Origin of the sequence: Bradyrhizobium icense (assembly GCF_001693385.1) — a bacterium.
Taxonomy (GTDB): Bacteria; Pseudomonadota; Alphaproteobacteria; order Rhizobiales; family Xanthobacteraceae; genus Bradyrhizobium; species Bradyrhizobium icense.
Window position 1 is genome coordinate 1,631,620 of record NZ_CP016428.1, and the last position, 20,334, is coordinate 1,651,953.

At 54.6% G+C, this 20,334-nt stretch carries 25 protein-coding genes and 1 pseudogene; 14 read left to right on the plus strand and 12 right to left on the minus strand.

Annotated features, from left to right (window positions below; genetic code table 11):
• Window position 1: 1 nt before the first annotated feature.
• Window positions 2-667 carry a vWA domain-containing protein gene (locus tag LMTR13_RS07765; protein ID WP_065727382.1) on the minus strand — a complete coding sequence of 222 codons (666 nt, stop codon included), beginning with the start codon at window positions 665-667 and terminating at the stop codon, window positions 2-4.
• 11 nt (window positions 668-678) lie between these two features.
• The gene (locus LMTR13_RS07770) at window positions 679-1,161 is read right to left on the minus strand and encodes a DUF4236 domain-containing protein (protein ID WP_065727383.1); all 483 of its coding nucleotides are present in this window, start codon (window positions 1,159-1,161) and stop codon (window positions 679-681) included.
• Between the two features lie 297 nt (window positions 1,162-1,458).
• Here LMTR13_RS07770 and LMTR13_RS07780 point away from each other — a divergent pair, with 297 nt between their 5' ends.
• From LMTR13_RS07780 to LMTR13_RS07810, 7 genes and pseudogenes are all read left to right on the plus strand, one after another.
• The gene (locus LMTR13_RS07780; protein WP_065727385.1) at window positions 1,459-2,868 is read left to right on the plus strand and encodes a DUF2130 domain-containing protein; all 1,410 of its coding nucleotides are present in this window, start codon (window positions 1,459-1,461) and stop codon (window positions 2,866-2,868) included.
• A gap of 356 nt (window positions 2,869-3,224) precedes the next feature.
• On the plus strand, window positions 3,225-3,740 hold the full coding sequence (locus LMTR13_RS07785; RefSeq protein WP_065727386.1) for a hypothetical protein: 516 nt from the start codon (window positions 3,225-3,227) through the stop codon (window positions 3,738-3,740).
• 41 nt (window positions 3,741-3,781) lie between these two features.
• Window positions 3,782-5,911: an AAA family ATPase gene (locus LMTR13_RS07790; RefSeq protein ID WP_065727387.1), complete on the plus strand. Its 2,130-nt coding sequence runs from the start codon at window positions 3,782-3,784 to the stop codon at window positions 5,909-5,911.
• An 89-nt stretch (window positions 5,912-6,000) separates the two neighbouring features.
• Window positions 6,001-6,531 carry a hypothetical protein gene (locus LMTR13_RS07795; RefSeq protein WP_065727388.1) on the plus strand — a complete coding sequence of 177 codons (531 nt, stop codon included), beginning with the start codon at window positions 6,001-6,003 and terminating at the stop codon, window positions 6,529-6,531.
• Between the two features lie 653 nt (window positions 6,532-7,184).
• Window positions 7,185-7,250, plus strand: a pseudogene (locus LMTR13_RS43515) (hypothetical protein); the annotation flags it as partial.
• Window positions 7,251-8,036: 786 nt separating this feature from the next.
• Window positions 8,037-8,252, plus strand: coding sequence for a hypothetical protein (locus LMTR13_RS07805; protein ID WP_236843299.1), 216 nt, complete (start codon window positions 8,037-8,039; stop codon window positions 8,250-8,252).
• Window positions 8,253-8,261: 9 nt separating this feature from the next.
• Complete coding sequence (locus tag LMTR13_RS07810) at window positions 8,262-8,684, plus strand: hypothetical protein (RefSeq protein ID WP_065727391.1); 423 nt, start codon at window positions 8,262-8,264, stop codon at window positions 8,682-8,684.
• Here LMTR13_RS07810 and LMTR13_RS07815 read toward each other — a convergent pair.
• Genes LMTR13_RS07815 through LMTR13_RS40340 form a run of 3 tightly spaced genes read right to left on the minus strand, consistent with a single transcriptional unit; the run spans window position 8,669 to window position 9,625 of the window.
• Window positions 8,669-9,178, minus strand: coding sequence for a hypothetical protein (locus tag LMTR13_RS07815; RefSeq protein ID WP_065727392.1), 510 nt, complete (start codon window positions 9,176-9,178; stop codon window positions 8,669-8,671). The genes LMTR13_RS07810 and LMTR13_RS07815 overlap by 16 nt on opposite strands.
• Before the next feature lie 25 nt (window positions 9,179-9,203).
• The gene (locus LMTR13_RS07820; RefSeq protein ID WP_065727393.1) at window positions 9,204-9,470 is read right to left on the minus strand and encodes a hypothetical protein; all 267 of its coding nucleotides are present in this window, start codon (window positions 9,468-9,470) and stop codon (window positions 9,204-9,206) included.
• Entirely contained in the window at window positions 9,470-9,625 is a 156-nt protein-coding gene (locus LMTR13_RS40340) for a hypothetical protein (protein WP_156795473.1), read from the minus strand. The genes LMTR13_RS07820 and LMTR13_RS40340 overlap by 1 nt, the downstream gene beginning before the upstream one ends.
• Before the next feature lie 286 nt (window positions 9,626-9,911).
• On the opposite strand from LMTR13_RS40340, the gene LMTR13_RS07825 reads away from it, so the two are divergent.
• The 6 genes from LMTR13_RS07825 to LMTR13_RS40355 all read left to right on the plus strand — a co-directional run bounded on the left by LMTR13_RS07825 (window position 9,912) and on the right by LMTR13_RS40355 (window position 12,099).
• On the plus strand, window positions 9,912-10,211 hold the full coding sequence (locus LMTR13_RS07825; protein WP_065727394.1) for a hypothetical protein: 300 nt from the start codon (window positions 9,912-9,914) through the stop codon (window positions 10,209-10,211).
• A 179-nt stretch (window positions 10,212-10,390) separates the two neighbouring features.
• Complete coding sequence (locus LMTR13_RS42040; RefSeq protein ID WP_210184851.1) at window positions 10,391-10,549, plus strand: hypothetical protein; 159 nt, start codon at window positions 10,391-10,393, stop codon at window positions 10,547-10,549.
• 330 nt (window positions 10,550-10,879) lie between these two features.
• Window positions 10,880-11,164 (plus strand): hypothetical protein, encoded by a 285-nt coding sequence (locus LMTR13_RS40345; RefSeq protein WP_156795474.1) that lies wholly within the window; start codon window positions 10,880-10,882, stop codon window positions 11,162-11,164.
• 40 nt (window positions 11,165-11,204) lie between these two features.
• A complete protein-coding gene (locus LMTR13_RS07840; RefSeq protein WP_156795475.1) occupies window positions 11,205-11,558 on the plus strand; it encodes a hypothetical protein in 354 nt (117 codons plus the stop codon).
• Window positions 11,555-11,728: a hypothetical protein gene (locus LMTR13_RS40350; protein ID WP_156795476.1), complete on the plus strand. Its 174-nt coding sequence runs from the start codon at window positions 11,555-11,557 to the stop codon at window positions 11,726-11,728. Before LMTR13_RS07840 ends, LMTR13_RS40350 begins: the two co-directional genes overlap by 4 nt.
• The gene (locus LMTR13_RS40355; protein WP_156795477.1) at window positions 11,725-12,099 is read left to right on the plus strand and encodes a DUF968 domain-containing protein; all 375 of its coding nucleotides are present in this window, start codon (window positions 11,725-11,727) and stop codon (window positions 12,097-12,099) included. Before LMTR13_RS40350 ends, LMTR13_RS40355 begins: the two co-directional genes overlap by 4 nt.
• A 735-nt stretch (window positions 12,100-12,834) precedes the next feature.
• Here LMTR13_RS40355 and LMTR13_RS40360 read toward each other — a convergent pair.
• Both LMTR13_RS40360 and LMTR13_RS07850 read right to left on the minus strand, forming a co-directional pair.
• Window positions 12,835-13,308 carry a hypothetical protein gene (locus LMTR13_RS40360; protein WP_156795478.1) on the minus strand — a complete coding sequence of 158 codons (474 nt, stop codon included), beginning with the start codon at window positions 13,306-13,308 and terminating at the stop codon, window positions 12,835-12,837.
• Between the two features lie 261 nt (window positions 13,309-13,569).
• The gene (locus tag LMTR13_RS07850; RefSeq protein WP_065727399.1) at window positions 13,570-14,028 is read right to left on the minus strand and encodes a hypothetical protein; all 459 of its coding nucleotides are present in this window, start codon (window positions 14,026-14,028) and stop codon (window positions 13,570-13,572) included.
• A gap of 806 nt (window positions 14,029-14,834) precedes the next feature.
• Here LMTR13_RS07850 and LMTR13_RS07860 point away from each other — a divergent pair.
• A complete protein-coding gene (locus tag LMTR13_RS07860; protein ID WP_156795479.1) occupies window positions 14,835-15,569 on the plus strand; it encodes a hypothetical protein in 735 nt (244 codons plus the stop codon).
• 115 nt (window positions 15,570-15,684) lie between these two features.
• Here LMTR13_RS07860 and LMTR13_RS07865 read toward each other — a convergent pair whose 3' ends face one another.
• The 5 genes from LMTR13_RS07865 to LMTR13_RS42180 all read right to left on the minus strand — a co-directional run bounded on the left by LMTR13_RS07865 (window position 15,685) and on the right by LMTR13_RS42180 (window position 20,258).
• Entirely contained in the window at window positions 15,685-17,103 is a 1,419-nt protein-coding gene (locus tag LMTR13_RS07865) for an ATP-dependent nuclease (RefSeq protein WP_197521025.1), read from the minus strand.
• Between the two features lie 28 nt (window positions 17,104-17,131).
• Window positions 17,132-17,404, minus strand: coding sequence for a hypothetical protein (locus tag LMTR13_RS41530; RefSeq protein ID WP_197521026.1), 273 nt, complete (start codon window positions 17,402-17,404; stop codon window positions 17,132-17,134).
• Window positions 17,405-17,455: 51 nt separating this feature from the next.
• Entirely contained in the window at window positions 17,456-17,908 is a 453-nt protein-coding gene (locus LMTR13_RS07870) for a DUF6998 domain-containing protein (protein ID WP_156795480.1), read from the minus strand.
• A 54-nt stretch (window positions 17,909-17,962) separates the two neighbouring features.
• A complete protein-coding gene (locus LMTR13_RS07875) occupies window positions 17,963-19,624 on the minus strand; it encodes a P-loop ATPase, Sll1717 family (protein WP_156795481.1) in 1,662 nt (553 codons plus the stop codon).
• Window positions 19,625-19,844: 220 nt separating this feature from the next.
• Complete coding sequence (locus tag LMTR13_RS42180) at window positions 19,845-20,258, minus strand: hypothetical protein (protein WP_156795482.1); 414 nt, start codon at window positions 20,256-20,258, stop codon at window positions 19,845-19,847.
• Window positions 20,259-20,334 lie beyond the last annotated feature (76 nt).

The following is a 20,334-nucleotide window of genomic DNA, read 5'->3' on the forward strand; positions in this document are numbered from 1 at the left end:
GCTAGACTTCGGTCCAGCCGCTTGGCGGCGGCAAAGCGACACGATCGCCGGTGTTCGACGCGGAGACGCGGCTCAACGAACTCGATAGCCACATGAAAAGCTCGCGGAAGTTTAGGCCATCGAGCTTGAGCGGGCCACGCGGTGCGATTTGAGCGAGAATACCCATATCCGCGTTGGCGACGCCGATGGCAAAGAACGAGAACTCCTTCTTTTCCTCGCCGTCCCTGACGAGCTGGGCCGCCCGCTGCCAGCTGTCGGTCGGAGCGCCATCGGTGATCAGGAAAATCCACGGCCGGTAGTACGAGACACCATTGTCCCTGTACCGCTGCTTGCGTTCGCGCAGCAGGTCGATGCCTTGCTCGATCGCGGCACCCATTGGGGTATCCCCTGTCGTCAACAGCGTCGGCGGGTGCCAGAAATCAGGGGTCTGAAAGCCGGAATCGATATTGACGGGACCGAAGGTGACGACCGCGATTTCAACGCGCTTCATCGCCAGCGCATCATTCGCCAACTGGTCCTTCAGCGTCGCGATGCCGCGATTCAATTCCGAAATCGCTCGCCCCTGCATGGAATGCGACGTATCCAACAGCAGCAGGCAGGGGCACCGCGGCTCTGGATTGGTGGTGAAGTCGTCGCTTCCAAAGCCGACCTGCTCAAATCCTGACATCGATTCTCTCACTATTGTGGTGGTGCTAATTGCAGCGGCGGACCAACGGTATCCGTCCGCATCTTCGGTCGAGGCCGCGGCAGGGGGACGGGGCCTTCGATGGCCGAATATTGATCGGGGAAAGATTGAGCGAGCGAACCGGTGGTCTCGCCCGCCGGCGTCGCGGGCAGCGAGGATCCACCGGGGACGGGCTCGGGACGGCTCACGATGTAGATCAGCCCGAGCACGAAAGCGATGATGACGAATGGTGTGGCCGAGTAGCGCCTGCGCGTAGGCAGCGGGTGAGTGATGAGCGCAGCCGGTGCCTGGGGCTGCACGGTTTTTGAATAGGATAGGCCCGACCCGGGAAAACCAACGGTCAGGCGCGAGGGACCGCTTGAGCCGACGTTGTAAGTGAAGCCCTTTCCGCCAAAAGAGAGGCTGGAGCGCCTCAATCCGATGTTGAGGCGCACGCCGGGTATCAGCTTTATCGATTTTCGAAAGCGCAGCCCCATTTCTCTCCCCTTGGTTGAAATAGTTCACCAAAACGGCAGGGTTTTCAACCTCCCGTAGGGGCGCTGGAGATACGACTCCACGTCGAAAGCAGGATAGTACCGCTTCCAATAGGCGAACTCGCGCAGCTGCTTCGAGCCTCGAAAGCCGGGGATTGTCAAAGCAAAGTGCGCAAAACCGCCGCTCTCGGCTTGACCCTTCAAATTTGCTTGTTCTAACTTTGTTCTCATGCGGCCCGATTCTGCCGGCCCACACCATTTGAAATGACAATAGCAGCTGCCAAGAGCCGGACAGGCACCATGCACGAGATCATCTGTCCCCACTGTACCAAGGCCTTCAAGGTCGACGATTCCGGCTATGCCGAGATTCTGAAGCAGGTTCGTGATGCCGATTTCGCACAGCAACTGCACGAGCGGTTGGAGTTGGCGGAGCGCGAGAAGCAAAGCGCGGTGGAACTGGCCAAGGCCAAGGTCACCAGCGATCTGCAGAAGACCGCTGCCGCCAAGGATGCCGAGATCCAGGAGTTGAAGTCCAAGCTTGAGGGGAGCGGCGTTGCCCAGAAGCTCGCGGTTAGCGAAGCGCTCAGCGCCGTCGAAAAGGAGCGGGACAGGCTCGCGAACGCGCTGGCCGAGTCCGAGCGCGAAAAGAAGGCGGCCTCGGAGCTTGCCGAAGCGCTCCTGGCCAGCGAGCAGCACAAAATCACGGCTGCCAAGGAAAAAGAAATCCAAGAGCTCAAGGCCAAGCTTCAGGCCGTCGAGCTTGAGAAGAAACTCGCCGTCACTGAAGCAGTCGGTGCGATCGAAAAGGAGCGCGATGAGCTGAAAAGCGGCATCAAGCAGGTTCAGCTTGAAAAGCAGCTCTCCGAGCAGTCGCTCAAGGACAAGTACGAAACTCAGATCAAGGATCGCGATGACGCGATCGAGCGCCTTAAGGATATGAAGGCCCGCCTATCGACCAAGATGGTCGGTGAGACCCTAGAACAGCACTGCGAGACCGAGTTCAACCGGGTCCGGTCGATGGCCTTCCCGCGGGCCTATTTCGAAAAGGACAACGACGCGCGGACCGGCAGCAAGGGCGATTACATCTTCCGCGACTCGGACGAGGCCGGCACCGAGATCATCTCGATTATGTTCGAGATGAAGAACGAGAGCGACAAAACCGCCACGAAAACCAAGAACGAAGACTTCCTCAAGGAGCTCGACCGGGATCGAACCGAGAAGGGTTGCGAATACGCGATCTTGGTCTCAATGCTTGAACCGGACAACGAACTCTACAATACCGGCATCGTCGATGTCTTCCACCGCTACGCGAAAATGTATGTCATCCGGCCGCAGTTTTTCCTGCCGATGATTACGCTGCTGCGGAATGCGGCGATCAACTCGCTCAAGTACAAGACAGAGCTGGCGCTCGTGAAAGCGCAGAATATCGATATCACCCAGTTCGAGAGCCAACTCGAAACGTTCAAGGCCGCATTCTCGAAGAACTACGATCTTGCTTCCAGGAACTTCCAAGCAGCGATCGCAGAGATCGATAAGTCGATTGATCACCTGCAGAAGACCAAGGACGCCTTGATCGGCGTGGATCGCAATCTCCGCCTGGCGAATGACAAGGCGCAGGACGTCACGATCAAGAAGCTGACCAAGGGCAATCCAACGATGGCGGCGAAATTTGCTGAGCTTAAAACCCCGCCTGCGGAAGCGGCTGAGTAGGCTCCTTCCTCAGCAGCTGGTTTCAGGAAGAGGTCAAGTCAGGGACGTGAGATCGTGCAATCGCATTCACGATTTAAAGATTCATCCCTGGAAGAGGCGGCGTTTGGCAGGAATATCACTGTCGCAGTTCGGGACTGAGAGCAGTTCTATACGCGGATTGTGCTGCAGTCGCCCTAGAGGTCGTGAACTCTCCCTGCTTCCGGTCTGCTTCTAGGCCGGATTAAACCGGATCCGTCCAGCCCAACCGGGTCCCATCAAGGTGTGGGGCGGTGTATTGACAACCGGACTCGATCGCTCTCCATTGTTGCAATCCCTGATTTTGCAGTGCTCGATACACAATTACTGCCGGAACGCATATGGCAAGCGATAATGACTTGTTCGATTGGTGCGCTGCACGTCCGCGCTGGCAACAGGAAGCCATACGGCTCCTCACCACCAAGCCCGTTCTCGACGCGGATGAACTCAATCAGCTCGAAGACGCGGTAAGGGCGGAAACAGGAATTACCGCCGGAACACCGCCCGCCTGGCCTGCGCTGACGAAAACCCACCTGAAGGCGGGCAATCAATTCGCGCCGGTCACCGTTCTGGGCTCGATCGGGCCGCTGCGTAACATTGACCGGTTGGCTGCGGCACAGCCGCCGCTCAAGTTCGCAGTCAATGGCGTAACGCTGATTTACGGCCCGAACGGTTCAGGGAAGAGCGGCTATTGCCGGATTGCCAAGAAGATTTGCCATTGTCTGCACGACGTAACCCTGCGGGGCAACGTGTTCGAGCCGGCCTCATCCGATCCCCGAGAGGTGACCCTGACCTTCCGAGTCGACGGCGACAAAACGCGCAGCATGGTTTGGGACGACCGCAGCCCCCACCACTAGAGCTGGGCCGAATCTCCGTCTTCGACAGTGACGCGGCAGGGTTGTACGTCGACGCCGAGCGGAATATCGAGTTTTTGCCCTTCGAGCTCGCCCTCCTAACCAACCTCGCCGAAGTTCTGCGAATCCTGGACGCCCGCTTCAAGGCTGAGGAAGCGAGCTTGAACAAGGCGCACAAGGCGCCCCTGCCGCTCGGATATGAGAAGCGCACCAAAGTATCGGCGCTGATTGCGGCGATGAAAGCGGATCAGAACCTCCCGAGCGAGCAGGATGTGCGGGCCTTGGCTACCTGGACTGAAAAGGACGAGTCCGCCTTTCAGGCGCTCTCGCTCGAGCTGCGCAAGGACCCAGCCCTACTGTCGAAAGTAAAGGAAGCGACTAGGTCGGCAGTAGAGACGTTGGTCACCGATGCAACCACGATCTATGACGCGATCGGCAATGCCGGTCTTTCAAAACTGAAAGAGGTGCGAGAGAAAGCGGCGGCCTCGCGCGAGGCCGCGAAGGCAGCCGCTTCTGCCTTGGCGGCGGATTCGGCGGTTCCGCAGCTGGGCAATGAGACCTGGCGCCAGATGCTGACGTACGCGCGCGACTTTGCCGCCGAAGCATACCCGGACCTTCAGCCGCCCCAACTGGCTACCGCCGATGCCTGTGTGCTCTGCCATCAGCCTCTCGATGGGCAGGCGCGCGCGCGACTGACCGCCTTTGACGAGTATATCGAGGGCCGGGCCAATGCGGACGCCGAAAAGGCAAAGAAAGCGTTTGCGGATGCCGCGCGCGCAATCCTTGACCTCAAAATCCTTAGCAGTCAGGACATCAAGAACCGCCTTGTCAACTTTACCGAGGGCACGCCGCCCCGCCAAGCGCTGGCGGACAAGCTTGAGCGGTTCTACGGTGCCTGCCAGGAACGGCATGCCCAGGTTTCAGCAGCCATCAAAACAGTCGACTACGCTGGTCTTGATGGCCTGACGGATCTTGACCGGTCGATCATCGACGAGTTGCTGGCTGAAGCGACCGTCCTTTCCAACGAAATCAAAGGGTTAAAACCATCGGCGGACGAGATCGCCAAGCGGCTTAAGCGACAGCAAGACTTCGACGAGTTTGAAGCGCGCAAGAAATTCTCGGCCGATATCGAGACTTTCGTAGCTCGGCGTCATTCGCTCGATCTCCTTCTGAAGACCAAGGCGTGCCTCGCGGCCTGTTCTGTTGCCGGAATCACGTCCTACATCACCCGCATCAGAAGGAAGGTCCTGACCGCTACCCTGCAAACCAGCCTGGAAGACGAGATTAAAGCGCTCGACCTCCAGCATCTGCCCCTGAAACTTGCCGACCGGGGCGAGGTCGGCAAAAGCAAGGTGCATATCGGACTGGAGGCCCAGCAGAAGGTCGGGAAGAACAGTGACATCCTGAGCGAAGGGGAGAAACGGGCGCTCGCCCTGGCAGGCTTCCTCGCCGAATTGAAGGAGGTCGGCGTCAGGCACGGTATCGTGGTCGATGATCCGGTGTCGTCTCTGGATCACGCCAGGATGGAGGCGGTGGCGAAACGCCTGGTCAAAGAGGCCGCGGCCGGACGGCAGGTCATTGTCTTCACGCACAACCTATTCTTTCACCAAGCCATGTTCGAAGCCGCGCGAGAGATGAAGGTGCCTCTGCGAGAGGAATGGATCGCCAAGCACGCAGATGGACGCTTCGGCATCATCGACGCGGGACAGGAGCCCTGGATCTCAATGGGTGTTACGAAGCGCCTCTCGATAATCGAGGGCCTCCTGCAAAAGAAAAAGCCGACGTATTCGGAAACCGATGAGACCGAGCGCTCGTTCGTCACGGATGTATATAGCAAGATGCGCGAAACGTGGGAGCACGCTATCGAAGAGATTCTCTTTGCTGGCGTTATCGGCCGTTTCCGGCCTAATGTCGCGACCCTCAAATTGAGGGCCGCCCGCGTCGAAAAAGCCGACTACGAGGCGGTATACGCCGGCATGACGCGGTGTTCGAAATATTCCGGCCATGACCAATCAGCAGGAGTGCCGGCCGATCTTCCCAAGTTCACCGAGATCAAAGCTGATCTTGATAAGCTCAGCTCCTTTGTCGCGGCCGCAAACATCCGTAGGAAAACACTCGAAAAAGAAGGTCAACTCTATGAGGCGGGGCCCGTGGCGGCCGAGGTTCTCGACTAGCCATCACCGCTAGGCCGCTAGGCTTCATGACTTTGTCCCCCTGCAGCTGTGCTAGACTCAAAGCCAACAATTGGGGCGATGCATCAACCATGAAGCTGATCAGAGTACATTTGGAACCGGGCGCAATGGTCAACTACATACAGATCGGCCATCGTCGCACTGCAGTCGAATATGCGATCGCGGGTATTCAAAAAATTCACGATGCCAATCTCGACTTGCTTGGTCGCGATCCACTAAGCGCAGATATGGAAGGCGCCATGATGGCTTGGGTCATCGAAAGCCTCCTCCAGGGAGCTTATGTTCGCGAATATCATCTTTGGGAAAAGGACTGTAAGGCGTACTTTGCCCTCATCGCCAATCGGAACAACCAGCTGCTGACAATAAATCAGAACGAGAAACCCTTCCCAAACTTCGTTCGCAAGGTCCTTTTGGCTTTCGACGTCACGCTTCCGGACACGATCCTGAGCGCGATTGACCACATGCGAAAACAAGTCAACGTCATGAAGCACGAAGAGGGCCTCGAACTCGATCATTTTGTAAGCGAGGCAGACTATAAGAGCGCATTGGATGCGCTGGAGAGCTTTTGGAACGAACTGATGAGCCGCGAAGAGTACGCCTAGGGTGACGCAGCCTCTACCGCTACCGCAAAATTTCTCATCTGGAAGACCGTTTTTGTGTGGCACTCTCGAAAGTGGCAAACGGACCCAGTTCGCTCACTGATGAGCTTGGTCGCAAACGGAGTCAGTTGCCTGGACTGATAAGGTTTCTAACAAAAGCTTATCAGTTGGCGACTGGGTAAATTTCTGATGAGTTCGTCTTGCAGGCGCGCGTTATCGTGTGGAGATAACGCATTTTTCCTATCCTCCTGGGAACATTCGGCGAATTGATTTCGCCTTGGGCGGGGCAGGGCAAAAAATAGCAGCAAAATGCAGCAAAGGGCAGGAGTAACGTGCGGATAACGTGCGGGTCTGTTCTGCGGTCGTTCGCACCTTTCTGCCCTTTGCGCCTTCGACCTTTCGCGCGCCTTCTACACGCGGAGGTACCAAATGAATTTCTCAGATCTAAGCATCGAACAACTCGCCGACCTTCGTGACAAGGTAAGTGCAACTCTCGCTGAAAGGGTCACAGATCGCCAGCGCGAGCTTTCCAGTGAGGCTGATCGCATAGGGGCGCTACTTACCCAGCCCGCTAAGCCAAAGCCCCTCAAAAAACGGCTCCTACGAAGCCGAAGTATCAGAAGGGCGAGAACACTTGGTCGGGAAGAGGCACTCAGCCTGGCTGGGTAAAGCAGCACTTGGCCTTAGGTGGGACGCTGGATGAATTGCAAGTGCCGCTGTAAGGCGTGCGGTGATCCTTCGTTCTAAACGTTCCTGCTGTTCCCGAATCGCCGTCAATAGTTAACGATAGCGTGCAGCGGGGGAGAGCAGATGCTTAAGCAGCCGAGATTGAACATCCTGATGATTGTTACAGCACTGGTTGTGTCGTACGTGCGCTCGAAAGTTGTCGGCTACAGTAGGTTTAGAATTGTTCTTTGGCAGCTGGGCCATTCATTATTTTGCACTGCTGTTTGTCGTGTTCGGCGTCGGCATCTTAAACGCAGGCCTTCACAAGCATGTCTTGGGGACGCCGAAAGATGCGGATTTCAGTGACCCGGAATTGCCATACCAAGTCACAGTGACGGTCTTGGTGATTGCGTTGAGCGTAATGGCACTTCGCTATTGGCCCGCGTCAGATATCTGATGGGCCGCTGGGCCACGGCCCCAGGTCAGGTGCCTGCTTAAGCCCGTGTCTGTTCGGAAAGCTCGGAGCAGGGCCTAGCCATCGGGTGGGCGGGTGCTTTCTGAATAGCGCCTCGGCGGGGCGGCTGGGGTGTTCCATCCGGTGATACACAAAACCTAGCGGCTTGAGTTTTGTTCGTGTTTTGTACACAATCTGGCCACCCCATAATTCACGGTGGCCCATGCCAGACCTCGACCATATCCGACGGGAAATCGAGCACATGCGTGACCTCCGCGGAAGCCCTTCTGGAAAGGATGCTCGCTAAAATCGATGGGCTCTGTGAGCAGCGCGAGGAGCTGACAAAGGACCTACCGGCGTCACGTAAAGTCCTTGGAGGCCGGAGCTGGTGAAATACTTTCTCGACGAACCCGACCTTTCGCCCTGGCTAAAGGCCCTGAACAAAGCGCGCCATGAGGCGACCCGGGAAGGGTGGTGCTACCAGCACGTCGAGGCGACCATCGTGGCGATCGATCAGTATGCGGAAGCCGCGATGGGGAATCGGAACTACTTTTTAAATAAGCCCCAATCAATCGGTGGTAGTAGGAAGGGGGATATACCTTAGGAGCGGGAAGTGTTCGACGAGCTTCGATATCGCTGGCAGCTTAGGAAGTACCTAAAGGACCATATCGGCCTTCGTCGATCGTTCGCGGAAATGCCTGAGGATGATCTGGAAACATCGGATCCGGAGCCACGATATAAATTCACAACGGGCCGCGAGCTGCAGTTTCAAGAATTCGAGATAGCGCGATTCAGGTCAAAGCATCTCGTCGAACAGGCAATCAAGTACCACGTACCCGTTCCTGAAGATGAGGGTAGTTGGGAACAAGGCGCTCGAACAGACGAGACGGTACTCACGGCAGCCGCAGCTCAAAAGCTCCGCGCCGACATTCGCGCGGAGCAAAAGGCCGACTGGGACTACTGGTCAGGTCGCGTGACGCTGGCCCTTGCGCTTATTGGCAGCATTTTTGGCGTGCTGGCCTACTTCAAGAAGTAGCACCCCCTGGCGAGGAGGGCTCGAAGCAGTAGCGTCTTGATGGTTTCGGCCGCGTCAAACTTGCACTCCGCGATGAAGTTGATTTTTCCAGTAACAGGATGTGGCTTCTTCATTGCGTCAGCCATTTGCGCTGCAAAGTCGTCAATCACCTTCAGTACCTGATCAGGCCACCATTCGGCTGCCTGCGGCTGGCGTTCGAAGTATGGGCGTAACGCATCAAAAGCTTGCCGGTGAGCTTCGACTTCCTTGATGCAAGCCTGTATGGCGTCGTAAGGGTCTTCAAACTGGCAGGCGTCGAAAGCCTTTAACTGCTCAATAAGGCCATCAAAAGGGTCAGAATTCCCGTCTCGCTGCGTGGCCTGCGGGGCGTAAGGTGCGGCAAGCAATTCAACGAACTTCGAGTAATAAGGCTCGGGGATAATCTTCATCAGCTCCGAAACAACATGGTCAAGCTTAGCTTCTCGGCACAGCAGCAGCGGTTGGTCAGGCTTCACAGCTCCATCTTTCGTTTCGGTTCGTCTAAACGCTAATATCCACGTTGTGCTGCTTCGTCGGTGACGGCTGGGACTTGTGAGCTGAGTATTCGACGCTTACTTGCTCCCAGCCCGCGAGGCTTTCAGTCCTGGCCCGCTTAACGGCAGCGTCCTCAGCATCCCACCTAAAGCAATCTTTCCAATCGGGGTTGTGGGCATCCTTGAGGCGCTCGTCGGTTTCGGCGACCTCAACGTACACCACGCGGCGTTGAATGACGGTGCGCTCGACTTCTACTGCGAAATAGCGGGGCATCAGACAGCTTCGCCATAACCAAGGGAGGCAATTACCTCGCTGAATTTGCGACACGCGGCGGACCAACCCTCGTCAGCATCTTCGTGGCGATTGAGTTCGTCCCAACCTGCGGCATGTGCGATTTTGTAGGCTTGGTCGTAAGTGTAGCGGGGCATTACTGCTCTCCCACTATTCCGCGGGCGTCATTCGCCCAGCGTGAGAGGCCCCGAACCACAAGGGCAGGGGCGGTCGTACGCCATAGGCGCCTCCGTTAAGAATTCACCATCGAGACATTGCAAGTCATCAGGTTACGGCGAGCTTCTTTGAGCCTCACGCCGATATCCCTCGTCGCTGCTCCACGGGCGGAATCGCCACGATGGTGAAATGGTTGAAGATGGGGGTTAGCGAAGCGACGTTGCGCCGTTAAGTTGTATACCGCAATATCAATCGACGGAGGCGGGAATGGGAAAGCCGGAAGAGCCGTACATCCTTATGGTCGTTGTAACCTACACTGAAAGCGGCAGCGGCCTGCACGGTGATCTCCACGTTAGGCCGATCGCCGGGCAATCAATCCCGCAACATCTTCGCGTTCGCTTTCCCAAGGCTTTAAGACGCGCTTATCCGCGCGGCACGCGATTTCTTGTCTACGCCAAGCTGACGGACAGAGAGGGCGGCAACGATTTCGTTCACACGAACCATGCTTGGGACGTCGAGGTGCTGGGTATGCCTCCAGCTGGGGACGACATGAAATATACGAAGTAGCAAAATATGTGAGCGGAGCCGTTGAAGTATACGATTTGCCTCCGCAAGCTGCGAACAAGAAGGGCGGCTCCTAGTCGTCCGCCTTTCGGCAAAACTAAGACTAGGTGCCACAATGAAATACTAGGGAGACGTGGAATTCTACACGGTCAAAAAACTGGGCGCGGTTCCCGAAGGAAACCTTGAAGCTCAAGCCGATCCGGGTTGAGAACGGCGACGGCCAGGAGTTGACGGTCTGTCACAAGTGCAACGGCAAGGGAGCAGTCATCAGTCGCGAGGAAGGTCGAACAACTTGCCCGGACTGCAAGGGCGCCGGCATGCGTCGCGTGGAGGATCAATAGGATGGCGAACCTTGCTTATGTGGATAGCTCTGGGCGTATCTTGATTGACGGATATCACGTCGGATGGGTCCGCCGGGAGGCCAGCCTCGAAGCGATCGAAGAACTTGTGAGGATGGTGACGCGCCCTTACGGAGCCGCTCCGTCTGTCCTCAATCGCAGCGACATGATCGAGTTGGCTTAGGCCGACAAGTTCGGCGGCAGAGTCGGCGGATACTGATGAATATCCCTGTTGAAAACTCTGCTTGGTGTCACTCCGCACAGTTAGGGCCAACAATTTTGCGGAACGACCGGTCGCGTCTATATCGTTTGCGTCAACCGGGAGGACTGGCCATGGGAAGATTCAAGTTCACTAAGAGCGACTTTGATGCTTTGCGGCCGAAGAGAACGCCTGAGGATAATGCTGAGCGTAAGCGGTTTGCTACGCTGTGTGGTCACGTTTCGCGTCGTTTGAAGAATGATGAGCGTCTTACGGGTAATGTGTTGGATTTGGCTGTGAGTGCGGCTTTTGATGAGAAGACTGCGGATAAGCTTCGGAATGGTGAGCCGCTTAGTGATTATGAGAAGCATCTGATTGTTGATGTGGCGCTTCTTCATATGAGGCTTGGGCAGCCATAAAGCTGTGGCTGTCGGATATGAACCAAGGAAAGCAAGATGCGTGAAAAAAGAACTATCGAAACAAGAACAACTGCATGTGATCGCCGACGATATCCAAAAGGTGGGCTTCGCTGACCATCCAAAAGATGTGGTCAAACTAGCGAAGGGCTACCTCGCACTCGAAGTCCGCTGTGCGGCGCTGGAGGCTGAACATGATGCTTGGAAGAAGCACGCGCATGAGTCGGAGCACGGTAAGCCAATCCCCACCGAAGATTGTAAGAACTTCGTGCACATCACGGTCGTCAAGTACCGAGTGGGAGGCAAGTACCAGTACGGCTACTCGGTGAGTGGCATGTTGCGAGTAGGTGAGGCGTTATCTGGCGCGGGTCTCACAGATGCCGGAGGGCAGGGGTGATGGAATGGGCGAAGGTTTATGTCGGCGGCTGCGTAGCTGTGGCTCTCCTCACCGGCATGGTGCAAGGCTCTGGTGACGGCGGCGTCAACTACGAAAAGGCCGTTCTCGTTTCGGTGAGCTGGCCCATATTCGCGCCATACGCGGTCGGATACGCAAGCATGAAGCGGTGAGCAAGCTTAGCGCCGCCGAACTTCGCTACTGGGACATGCTCGGCACCTGGCTACGCGATGACTGGCGTCCTTGTCCGATCTACCCGAACGAGCGTGCCGCAGAGAGAAGCCATCCCCGCGGCGTAGCGGAATGGGGGACGGGTACCGGGATGAAGGCCCACCACTTCTTTGCCGTCGGCCTCTCGAAACGTGCTCATCTTGAATACGACGCCGACCACGACGGTTTCGAACGGCGTCATGGTGTCCGACATGCCCAGCTAATCAAAAATCAATGGGCGAGCCTTGGAGTGAGTCCAGGGCCATGGATGTACGAAGGGATGTCACCCAAGCGGGCAGAGTGGCTGAAACGAGTTCTCGATAAAATATTTTAGCGGAGAGCGCTCTCGGACTAAGAGCGCGGAGCATTGATTTCGTTCACGTAATTCAGTCATTGGACGGCTGTGGAAGTCCCCTTGCAAGGGAATGTGGTGCGGGAAAAATGTCTAAACATCTCATATTTTCCAAACACTTATCCACATAGCGAGCCGAATCTTCGAGTCCGTGTGTCAGCGGCCGTTTTCTAAGTGTCTGTTTTGATAATTGAATCCATAAGTAATGTGTCAGTCATTTGACACAATTTGGCGAATACCCCCTCCTGACAAAATCCCCTGACAGAACGATTCGCTCTTCATGTTTTAAAAATGGAGAGCTGTGTGTCCGAACATAAATTCGAATTCGACTTCTGGGGCTGCAAGGTCAGCGCTCAAGGGGTGATTGGTATCATCGCAGCCGTGAGCGTTGTGGCGATGCTCTTGGCCTTTTATCGCTTTTGAGCCGAAGAGATGCTCGACCGCAAAGTAGTCTGATCGGTTTGAAAAGATTATCAAAAAGTTACCATTGCTCGGGCTGCATCTGACCTAACACGCTGAAAGTACGACGGAACTTTCGATGTGGACGCCCTCTTGACCGGGGCCCCGAATTTCGACCACATAACTTTGGGCCCGCACCTCATGATCCGAATGGAGGCGTGCGGGCTATGTCAGACAAGCTTTTGATTTCACTTTGGGGCGCAACTATCAGCGCTGATGGCGTCTGGGCCATCGCGGCTGCGGTTCTGATAGTCGTAGTTATCGCCTTGGCCCGTCGCCGCGCTTGACCTCGTCCCGAAGCAACGCACCTACACCTTTGACAAGTGCGCGGCCTGTGGCTTGTCCAACCGCCTGGATGATGGTGTTAGCAGTAGCGATGGTGGAATTAGCTTCACTCACTGCCTTATCCACTTCACGAACTTGTTCGGGAGACAGATTCTTTTGCGTAGATATAGTCTGGTTCAGGTCTCGAAGGACTGTTTCAACGCGATCGATGCTTGCCGCAACGGTGTTGATTTGAGCCGTGGCGTTCTCTTGATTGGCCTTCGTCGTTTGCTGATGCTGTATGCGCAGGATGTTCCACCAGAATAGGCCAGCTGCAACAAAGGTTGCAGAGAACTCGACTCGTGATGCAAAGGGATGAGGCCACAGGGAAAACGTGGCGACGCCTGCTGGAGGACCAAATTCAAGCAGGCAACGTAAAACGATCTTAACCCAAATATTTCCAAGCACCGTAAACCTCAAAATACGCTTAAGCCGAAGGGTGTATCATTTCAGATGTTCGACTAAAGCAAAAGCCCTCCGAAGAGCGATCGTTCTTTTGAGAACGGAATAAAGTCAGAGGGTGAACGCGCGAAGTCTTTCCATCGTGTCCAATTGTCACCCGGCGTGTGCGTACGACAACGGACTTTGCGGGAGATGGTTTCTATTTTCTACGGCGAGGACTTGTTGCGCACTTCAAGGTAGGTGCTGGAGCGGATGAGTGTGCACCTGCTACTTGTCGTCGATTCCAAGGGCTGCTTTTATTTCTTTCAGCACCTCATCGACCGTAACCCCGTCTTTTATTTCGATCTTCTTTCCTTTGACGTCGATACTGATCGTTCGACCTTCCCTGAGTTTTTTCCACTCGGCCGCGGAGCCAAGGGCATTCCTTATGAAGACAACGATTCCAGCGGCAGCCCCTCCAGCATAGGCAATATAGGGCCCGGAGATAGAAGCTATCTCCCAAAATGTGCTGAACCCAGTGAATCCAGATGAGCCGGGTTTAAGACCCCTCTTGAACTCCAGATCCATTTCCGCAGCTTCTTGCTCGAAAGCTCGGAAGATTGCCTCGTCGCGTTGCGTATCTTGGCTTGGAGGTGGTGAATGCTCTTCACCGCCTGATATTGCCCTAGCGATCGGGGGACGATACTCGCGGTACTGAGAAAGTATGAATTGAACTTCGTCAGCCATAAGTGACCTCGATAGCAGCGAGTGATAAAATCCCCGACTGGTTACGGGGCTGACCCAATCCATCGGTTCCCCCACGTATTCCTGCCATCGTCTCCGCAACGAAAGCCCGTACAGAGCGGCAATATCTAAATCTGTTTAGAGCCGGTCTGGCGCACAGCCGACGGTTGACTTGTCGCAACACTGAAAAAGTATACAATCTGGCTGTGACTTGCAAAGTCCTAATAGACGACAATTTCCACTACCAAGACGAAAACGAACGCGTCACGCACGGTCAGTTCGAAACCGCAGAAGAGGCCATCGCTGCCTGCCGGTCAATCGTGGATGACTTCTTGGCCGGTGCGTTCAAGCCAGGCATGTCAGCCACGGCCCTGTACGACCTCTACAGAAGCTTTGGCGACGACCCCTCCGCTGATCCCAAAGGCGCACCAGTGGCCTTCTCTGCGTGGCAGTATGCCCGTGAGCGGTGCGAAGTATTGGCCGCCACGGCCTGCCGCTGAACCGAACGAGGTCGTGGTCCGACAAAGGAGTGTGGGGGGCGCTATGAACGGATTTTCGAAGCGCGACTGGCTGGTAATTGCATTCTTCGGCGCTAGTCATCCTGCATTGGCTGATGGGGTGACCCGTAGTGAGCTTCTTTGACTGCCCCGCGAAGCACGCGCAAACGTCCCTTGCGGATGTGAACGAACGCGGCTCGCCCACGGTGATTTCGTAACCACTTAGAACGAACTCGAAGCGTCACATCCTGAACTAGTAGTTCTATTGATACTAGTAGCGGCATTACCGAACGACGATCATAGGAGGGACAAGTGAGAAAAGTCTTTCTAGTCAACCGTCGTCGCTCTAATCGGCTGCCGGAGGAGCGTCCTAAGGATACCAGTCCGGCCTACAAAGGCATTGCCACATCAATCATTGTGGCCATCGCAACTGCGGCAATCGGCTACACCGTTAATTTCGTAGACACTCACCGGAAGGCACAAATCGAAAAGGTCGATAGGCAAATAGAAAAGCTTTACGGTCCTCTCTATGCGTACAGCACGGCTAGCCATCGCGCTTGGTATGATCTTCGCCGCGTGACAGATCGAGGGACTTACTTCTTCGACAGCGAAGACAAACATATGCCAAGCGCCGAGTTGGTCGAGGTGTGGCGTAGATGGATGAGGACTGTTTTCATGCCGCTTAATTTAAAGATTGAGGCTGCGATAGTCGATAACGCGCAACTCCTCGATGGCAATCGGATTTACCCCTGCTTTGTTGATTTAGTGTCTCACGTAGAGTCCTACAAAGCGACATTGGCTAGTTGGAAAGATACAGATGATCTGACGGATTCAAAGCGCCGTACCAAGGCGGCGAATACTGCCGTTATCGAATATCCGCGAGACCTTGAGTCTTGCATCGAAAACCGACTGCAAGCCAGCCTCAAACGTCGAAAGGAACTGGAACGCTCTTGGACTGGTCTCTTCCAAGGAGAGCCGGAAAGTAGTGTCCCTGAACCTTGTAAATGCAAGAACAAAGATCCCAACCTCAGTAATATTGTTGAATAGGACCAGTATGCCTCTCACGGGGGTGGTGAATCTTTGCAGGTTTGAGAACAAGAACCGGCGGGTGGGAAAATACGCATATCCGCAAAATGGAAAGCACATAACGTTGACGCTCTGCTCACTGAGGCAACAAAAATTCACGGATTTGCCGAAGAAGCGAAGCAAGCAAATCGACGTTCTCTAAGTGGATTTGACCTTTTCGATTGAACACGCCTATCTTCAAAATTTCCTTCGTCTCCGAATTAGCCTCGTCTCGCTTGTGCTTGTCCCTAATGTCGTCTTTGAAAAGCAGGAACGAGCGAGCCATAGCCGCCTCTGACTTAAATTCCTCCATCGCTTTTTCGTAATCCGATTTCTTGTCGCCGTCGAAAATTGCGGCGCATCTGATGCCCAAGTCCAAACAGAGGCGCATCCACGACCTTATCACACTTGCGCCACCGCACCCATACCCCATGAATGGAAGCGGCTGTTGGCCTGTCGCTTCAAGGTAGTTATCCAAATAGTGAACATCATCCGATCCCTCGACCAACAATGCGGCGTCTGCAAAAAACAACTCTTTGCATACCGCGTCATAGAACTTGCGACTTGTAACGTTGGCATGCGCCTTAACAGCACTGAATGACTCTTTGCTCGGCGAAGCGATTATGGAATTTCCATCCTCATTGAGGTAAACGCGGAATAACCTTGAATTTGCAGAGATCTCTTTCCAATTAACGAAATGAGGGGAGTGCGTGACCACCACTATTTGCCGATCATGACTGTAACTCATCAACATTCGGTACAGATTTCGCTGTAGCTGAGGGTGCAAGGACAGTTCGGGCTCGTCTATGATCAGGCAGTCACCCGGGTTGCTCGTTACGAGGGCGAAAATGATCCTGATCAGGTTCGTTATTCCGTCCCCGGTATCTGATAGTACATGAGGCCGTTTCGACGGTCCCCGGTACAGCATGACGTTTCTTCCGCCAAGATTATCCGTTGAGAACTCCGTCGAAAGCGGATCAACTTCTCTTAGCTTCTCGATGAACTTCGCCTTGTTCTGCGGATCAACGAAATAATGCGCAATCGACGTCGCCAACTGTGAGTCGAAGTAAGATTGGTTGGACATACGATTCATAAGCTCACTATGTTCGTAGTCACTTGGCGCAATTCCACCAGTGTTATACTCTGACGCGAACGGTCGGCGGGATGGAACGAACCGCAACTGATTGGCCAAGCCGTTGTGATTGCCGGACTTACGAAAAATTGCGCCGACCACGTCGGGATCTATCCTGACTTCCGAAATGGTCTTGTTTGAATGCTCCCAAACAACTTCGATCAGTGGCTTTTCAGGTTCGCGTCGCCCCTCCCGACCAATCGTGACAGTGCTGTCGCGTGAAAGGAGGTACCGAACGAGCGTGACGATTGTTGACTTTCCGCTGTTGTTGGCTCCGACGATCGCGTTGTACCCACTTCCATGATGGCCATTGGCTTGGGAGAGAATTAGCGATTGAGGTGCAGAAAACGATTTGACGTGCCCAATGCTGATAGACCTTATCAATTCCGTTGCTCCATAATGGAAATGTCCCTTAGCCTTTACCTCCTGGTGTATCCTGACCAAGAATCGAAGTTCTTAGTTCCTCTGCGACGCGGACCGCCTTGGCTAGATGCTCGGGTGAGACGTTTCTCCCGTGTTGGAGGGCCAAGTGTTCTAAAATGTTTGACGCATCATCGAGTCCATGTCGGATAAGAATAGAAGTCTCGGGACTGGCGCTGGACAAGCGGCGCAGCACCTGAGCCAAGATTGTTTGAATGGCCAACGTTTCAGCGGCTAACGCATTTATTTCACGATCATAATCCATTGTACCCTCTTCCTCGCTAGGGAGAACTGCTTCACAACGGGCGTTCGGATTTCAAATTGGTTCGTTCGTATCGGCCGCAATCTCAGCAACCGGCAAGACTTCGGGCAGCACGTATCCAGACTTCGCAATTTTCAGAAGCGCGCTAATCGGCACCATGTGCTTGTTATCGCGCGCGGAATAGCGGGCCGCTGTCTTCACAAGTCCGAAATCGCCGTAATAGATTTCTATCCAATCACCGTTCAGGTCAATCTTGAGGCACAGAAGCATGTCGGCCTCGCCACGAAAGCCAATCTGCGAGGCGGCGTAGTTCGTTTTTACTTGCCCCTTCTTGCCGTCTGGCCTCACCGCGTCGTACCCGTTAGCGCCGCGCGGAGCGGGTTGAAGATTGTAAACTTCGACGGCGATGAACTCTCCGTAGTCGCCCAGCAGGTTGCCGAGTCCCGCCCATTTGAAGTTCGGCGCGAGCGACTTCAACGTCGCGCTGCGATGCGAAGAGGGAAGCAAGTACACCCTTCATTGCTTCGATGCGCTGTTCTTTGGTTATCACTGAAACGACCGTCATGCCGCTTGAAGATGGAATGCGCCCCAAAGCATAGGGTGAATTCGGACGCGTGCGTCTTCCGTAAACTGCGCCGCGGGAAGTAGCGCATCATCTAAGTGCGAGTACATGAATCGGTTGCCGTTTTTCAGCTTCACGCCAATGGCGCCAACGCGGTACAGAATGCCAACGATTGCTTTGACCATTTCTTCCGCCGAACGATTATCCTTCTCGTAGTATGTGCTTGCCAGCTCGTATAGCGGATCATAGTCGATCTTCTTTTCGGAGTAGATTGCAAGAGCAATGTCATCGACTTCCTTCTGTGAACAGAGTTCCTCGAAGGTGACGATTGCCTTTTGGCGCGTGCCGACGAAATCCAACAATCGTTTTATGGAAGGAAACGCGCTCTGCCATTCTTGTTCAAGCGCATCCCGGCGTATGCGCGAGAAATTCGATTCGGCACGCCTAATCATTGTGCTTGTGACTTCGTAGCTTCCTTGTGCAACTTCAATACATTCGTTTACGAACGCAATGACGTCTCTCGGCCTCATTAACGTCCTATCGACAATGTAGTCAAAAGCATCAACGTTGCCGACGTTGAAGGGAAACACATCTTGAAACTCGATCACGCGGTCAGCGTATTGCCCTCTAAATAGCGACTGTATTCGCGAGTTAACCAGTTGTCGCAACAGCGGCTTGGTCCACCTTATATGAACGAAATAGTCATCCAGTTTCTCACGCTGGAATGTTAAGTCTCGCGTTTCTTGCACGACACGTTCGAGGACGTCGGACCTCAGCGCCACCAGAATTTTTAGATTTGTGATACGACGAAACGATTTTAGCGACTCGATCAGCGCCCGGATAAGCTTGAACCGAAGGGATACATCGACCCAATGCTCGTCTAGTTTGTCGATGAGAATATAGAAATGCTTCATATCCTCACCGCCCTCGCTTTCGGAGAGCATTTCGATCACGCCAGCAAGTTCTGCCAACTGGTCTGAACTGATGATTTTCCGGACCCGAGAAACAAATTCAGACTTCTTGTCAGTACTGAGTCTCTTTTCGTACTGACCGCCAGCCTTAAATTTTTCGATTTCTGCACCAAGTTCAGCTTTAACCGCTTTCTCAACTCTTTCCGTTAGCTCTTTGATGTTTTGATCCATCGTGATCCAAAACTTGCCCTCCCAATCTTTCAAATATCTGATGGCGCGCGCTTTTCGATCATCCCTACTAAAGCGCGATCTTAGACGTTCGAATACGGATCGCGAGTTCGTCTCATTCGTCACGGAGAATTTCAAACGGATAAATTCGATGCAAAGAACATGCTTCCAGAGCGCCTGGAAGAGCAGGTCAAGATCGGCACCTATCGCATGTAAGAAGTTTAGCGCATCAGAGTTAGACACGTAGCTCATAGCCATCTCAGACGGATCTATCTCGACGGAGTACTCGGCCTTCGAATGAATGAATTTCATGATGGCTGTCTTGCCTGATCCGGTGCGGCCGTCGATAACCATCCCTCTCGACGCAACGTTCATGCACAGTTCGACGGGCGGATAATGAACGAAACATTTCAATAGGAATTCATCATCCATTTCGGCTGCGTTGGCTCCAATGGTCATTCCTGGTCTAAGTACGACGGGATTTGTGCGCTTCTGCTTTGCCATTAACTTCTGTTTTGCCATTAGGATGTGCCGCCCGATGAGTTTGTCTCGGCAGCATCCGATGCAATGTTCGCGTGTAAGTCAACGATTCGTACACGCTCGGCGGTCGGCTATTCACAGGGTTGGCGGGTCGCCAAATTCTCGACCGAAGACGGCTTTGGGTCCGGCCCCGCAATAGCCAAAACCCCGTAGAAGTACGGCAGTTGGCTATGCCGACGGGATGACCTGTTGACTGACTTCCCTAGCGTTCCTCGTCTGGATGCACCCACCTATACGGTGTTATCTCCCGCTGTTCCGTCAACTTGATCATCCTTACCGGCGGCTTGTAACGACGCGTGCCGCAAGACCGGTAACGGAACGAAGACTCGAGCTTCCATATCGGCGTGTCACGCGGCCTGCGAATGGCATTCAGTGGCAGACTTGCCCTTGTCTTGCACCGGCAGCATTCGATTTTCAGCCAGCCATAACCGCCGTTCAGGCATTGGCCGATCGTTGGGGATGGCTGCGCGGGGCCGCCATATCCTTCCATTCGGATCGACCACGCTTCCGCTTCCGCACGGACAGCCTTCTTTGCGTCTTGGCGAGCTGTTTCGGCGCGCATCTTCGCGCCCATGATCCGGCCACCCCAGATAACTTCTCGTTTCTTGGTGCCCATGGCTGGCAGTACAGCCTGGCTTGGCGCGACCGTGCAACTTTACTAGATTTTGAGGCCGGGATCGGGTTGCGGACGC

What these genes read in the sequence shown, in the direction of transcription:
- LMTR13_RS07765 (WP_065727382.1), bottom strand. Translation starts at nt 667, where the DNA reads ATGTCAGGATTTGAGCAGGTCGGCTTTGGAAGCGACGACTTCACCACC.
- LMTR13_RS07770 (WP_065727383.1), bottom strand. Translation starts at nt 1,161, where the DNA reads ATGGGGCTGCGCTTTCGAAAATCGATAAAGCTGATACCCGGCGTGCGC.
- LMTR13_RS07780 (WP_065727385.1), top strand. Translation starts at nt 1,459, where the DNA reads ATGCACGAGATCATCTGTCCCCACTGTACCAAGGCCTTCAAGGTCGAC.
- LMTR13_RS07785 (WP_065727386.1), top strand. Translation starts at nt 3,225, where the DNA reads ATGGCAAGCGATAATGACTTGTTCGATTGGTGCGCTGCACGTCCGCGC.
- LMTR13_RS07795 (WP_065727388.1), top strand. Translation starts at nt 6,001, where the DNA reads ATGAAGCTGATCAGAGTACATTTGGAACCGGGCGCAATGGTCAACTAC.
- LMTR13_RS07820 (WP_065727393.1), bottom strand. Translation starts at nt 9,470, where the DNA reads ATGCCCCGCTATTTCGCAGTAGAAGTCGAGCGCACCGTCATTCAACGC.
- LMTR13_RS40340 (WP_156795473.1), bottom strand. Translation starts at nt 9,625, where the DNA reads ATGCCCCGCTACACTTACGACCAAGCCTACAAAATCGCACATGCCGCA.
- LMTR13_RS07825 (WP_065727394.1), top strand. Translation starts at nt 9,912, where the DNA reads ATGGGAAAGCCGGAAGAGCCGTACATCCTTATGGTCGTTGTAACCTAC.
- LMTR13_RS40345 (WP_156795474.1), top strand. Translation starts at nt 10,880, where the DNA reads ATGGGAAGATTCAAGTTCACTAAGAGCGACTTTGATGCTTTGCGGCCG.
- LMTR13_RS07850 (WP_065727399.1), bottom strand. Translation starts at nt 14,028, where the DNA reads ATGGCTGACGAAGTTCAATTCATACTTTCTCAGTACCGCGAGTATCGT.
- LMTR13_RS41530 (WP_197521026.1), bottom strand. Translation starts at nt 17,404, where the DNA reads ATGGATTATGATCGTGAAATAAATGCGTTAGCCGCTGAAACGTTGGCC.
- LMTR13_RS07875 (WP_156795481.1), bottom strand. Translation starts at nt 19,624, where the DNA reads ATGGCAAAACAGAAGTTAATGGCAAAGCAGAAGCGCACAAATCCCGTC.
- LMTR13_RS42180 (WP_156795482.1), bottom strand. Translation starts at nt 20,258, where the DNA reads ATGGGCACCAAGAAACGAGAAGTTATCTGGGGTGGCCGGATCATGGGC.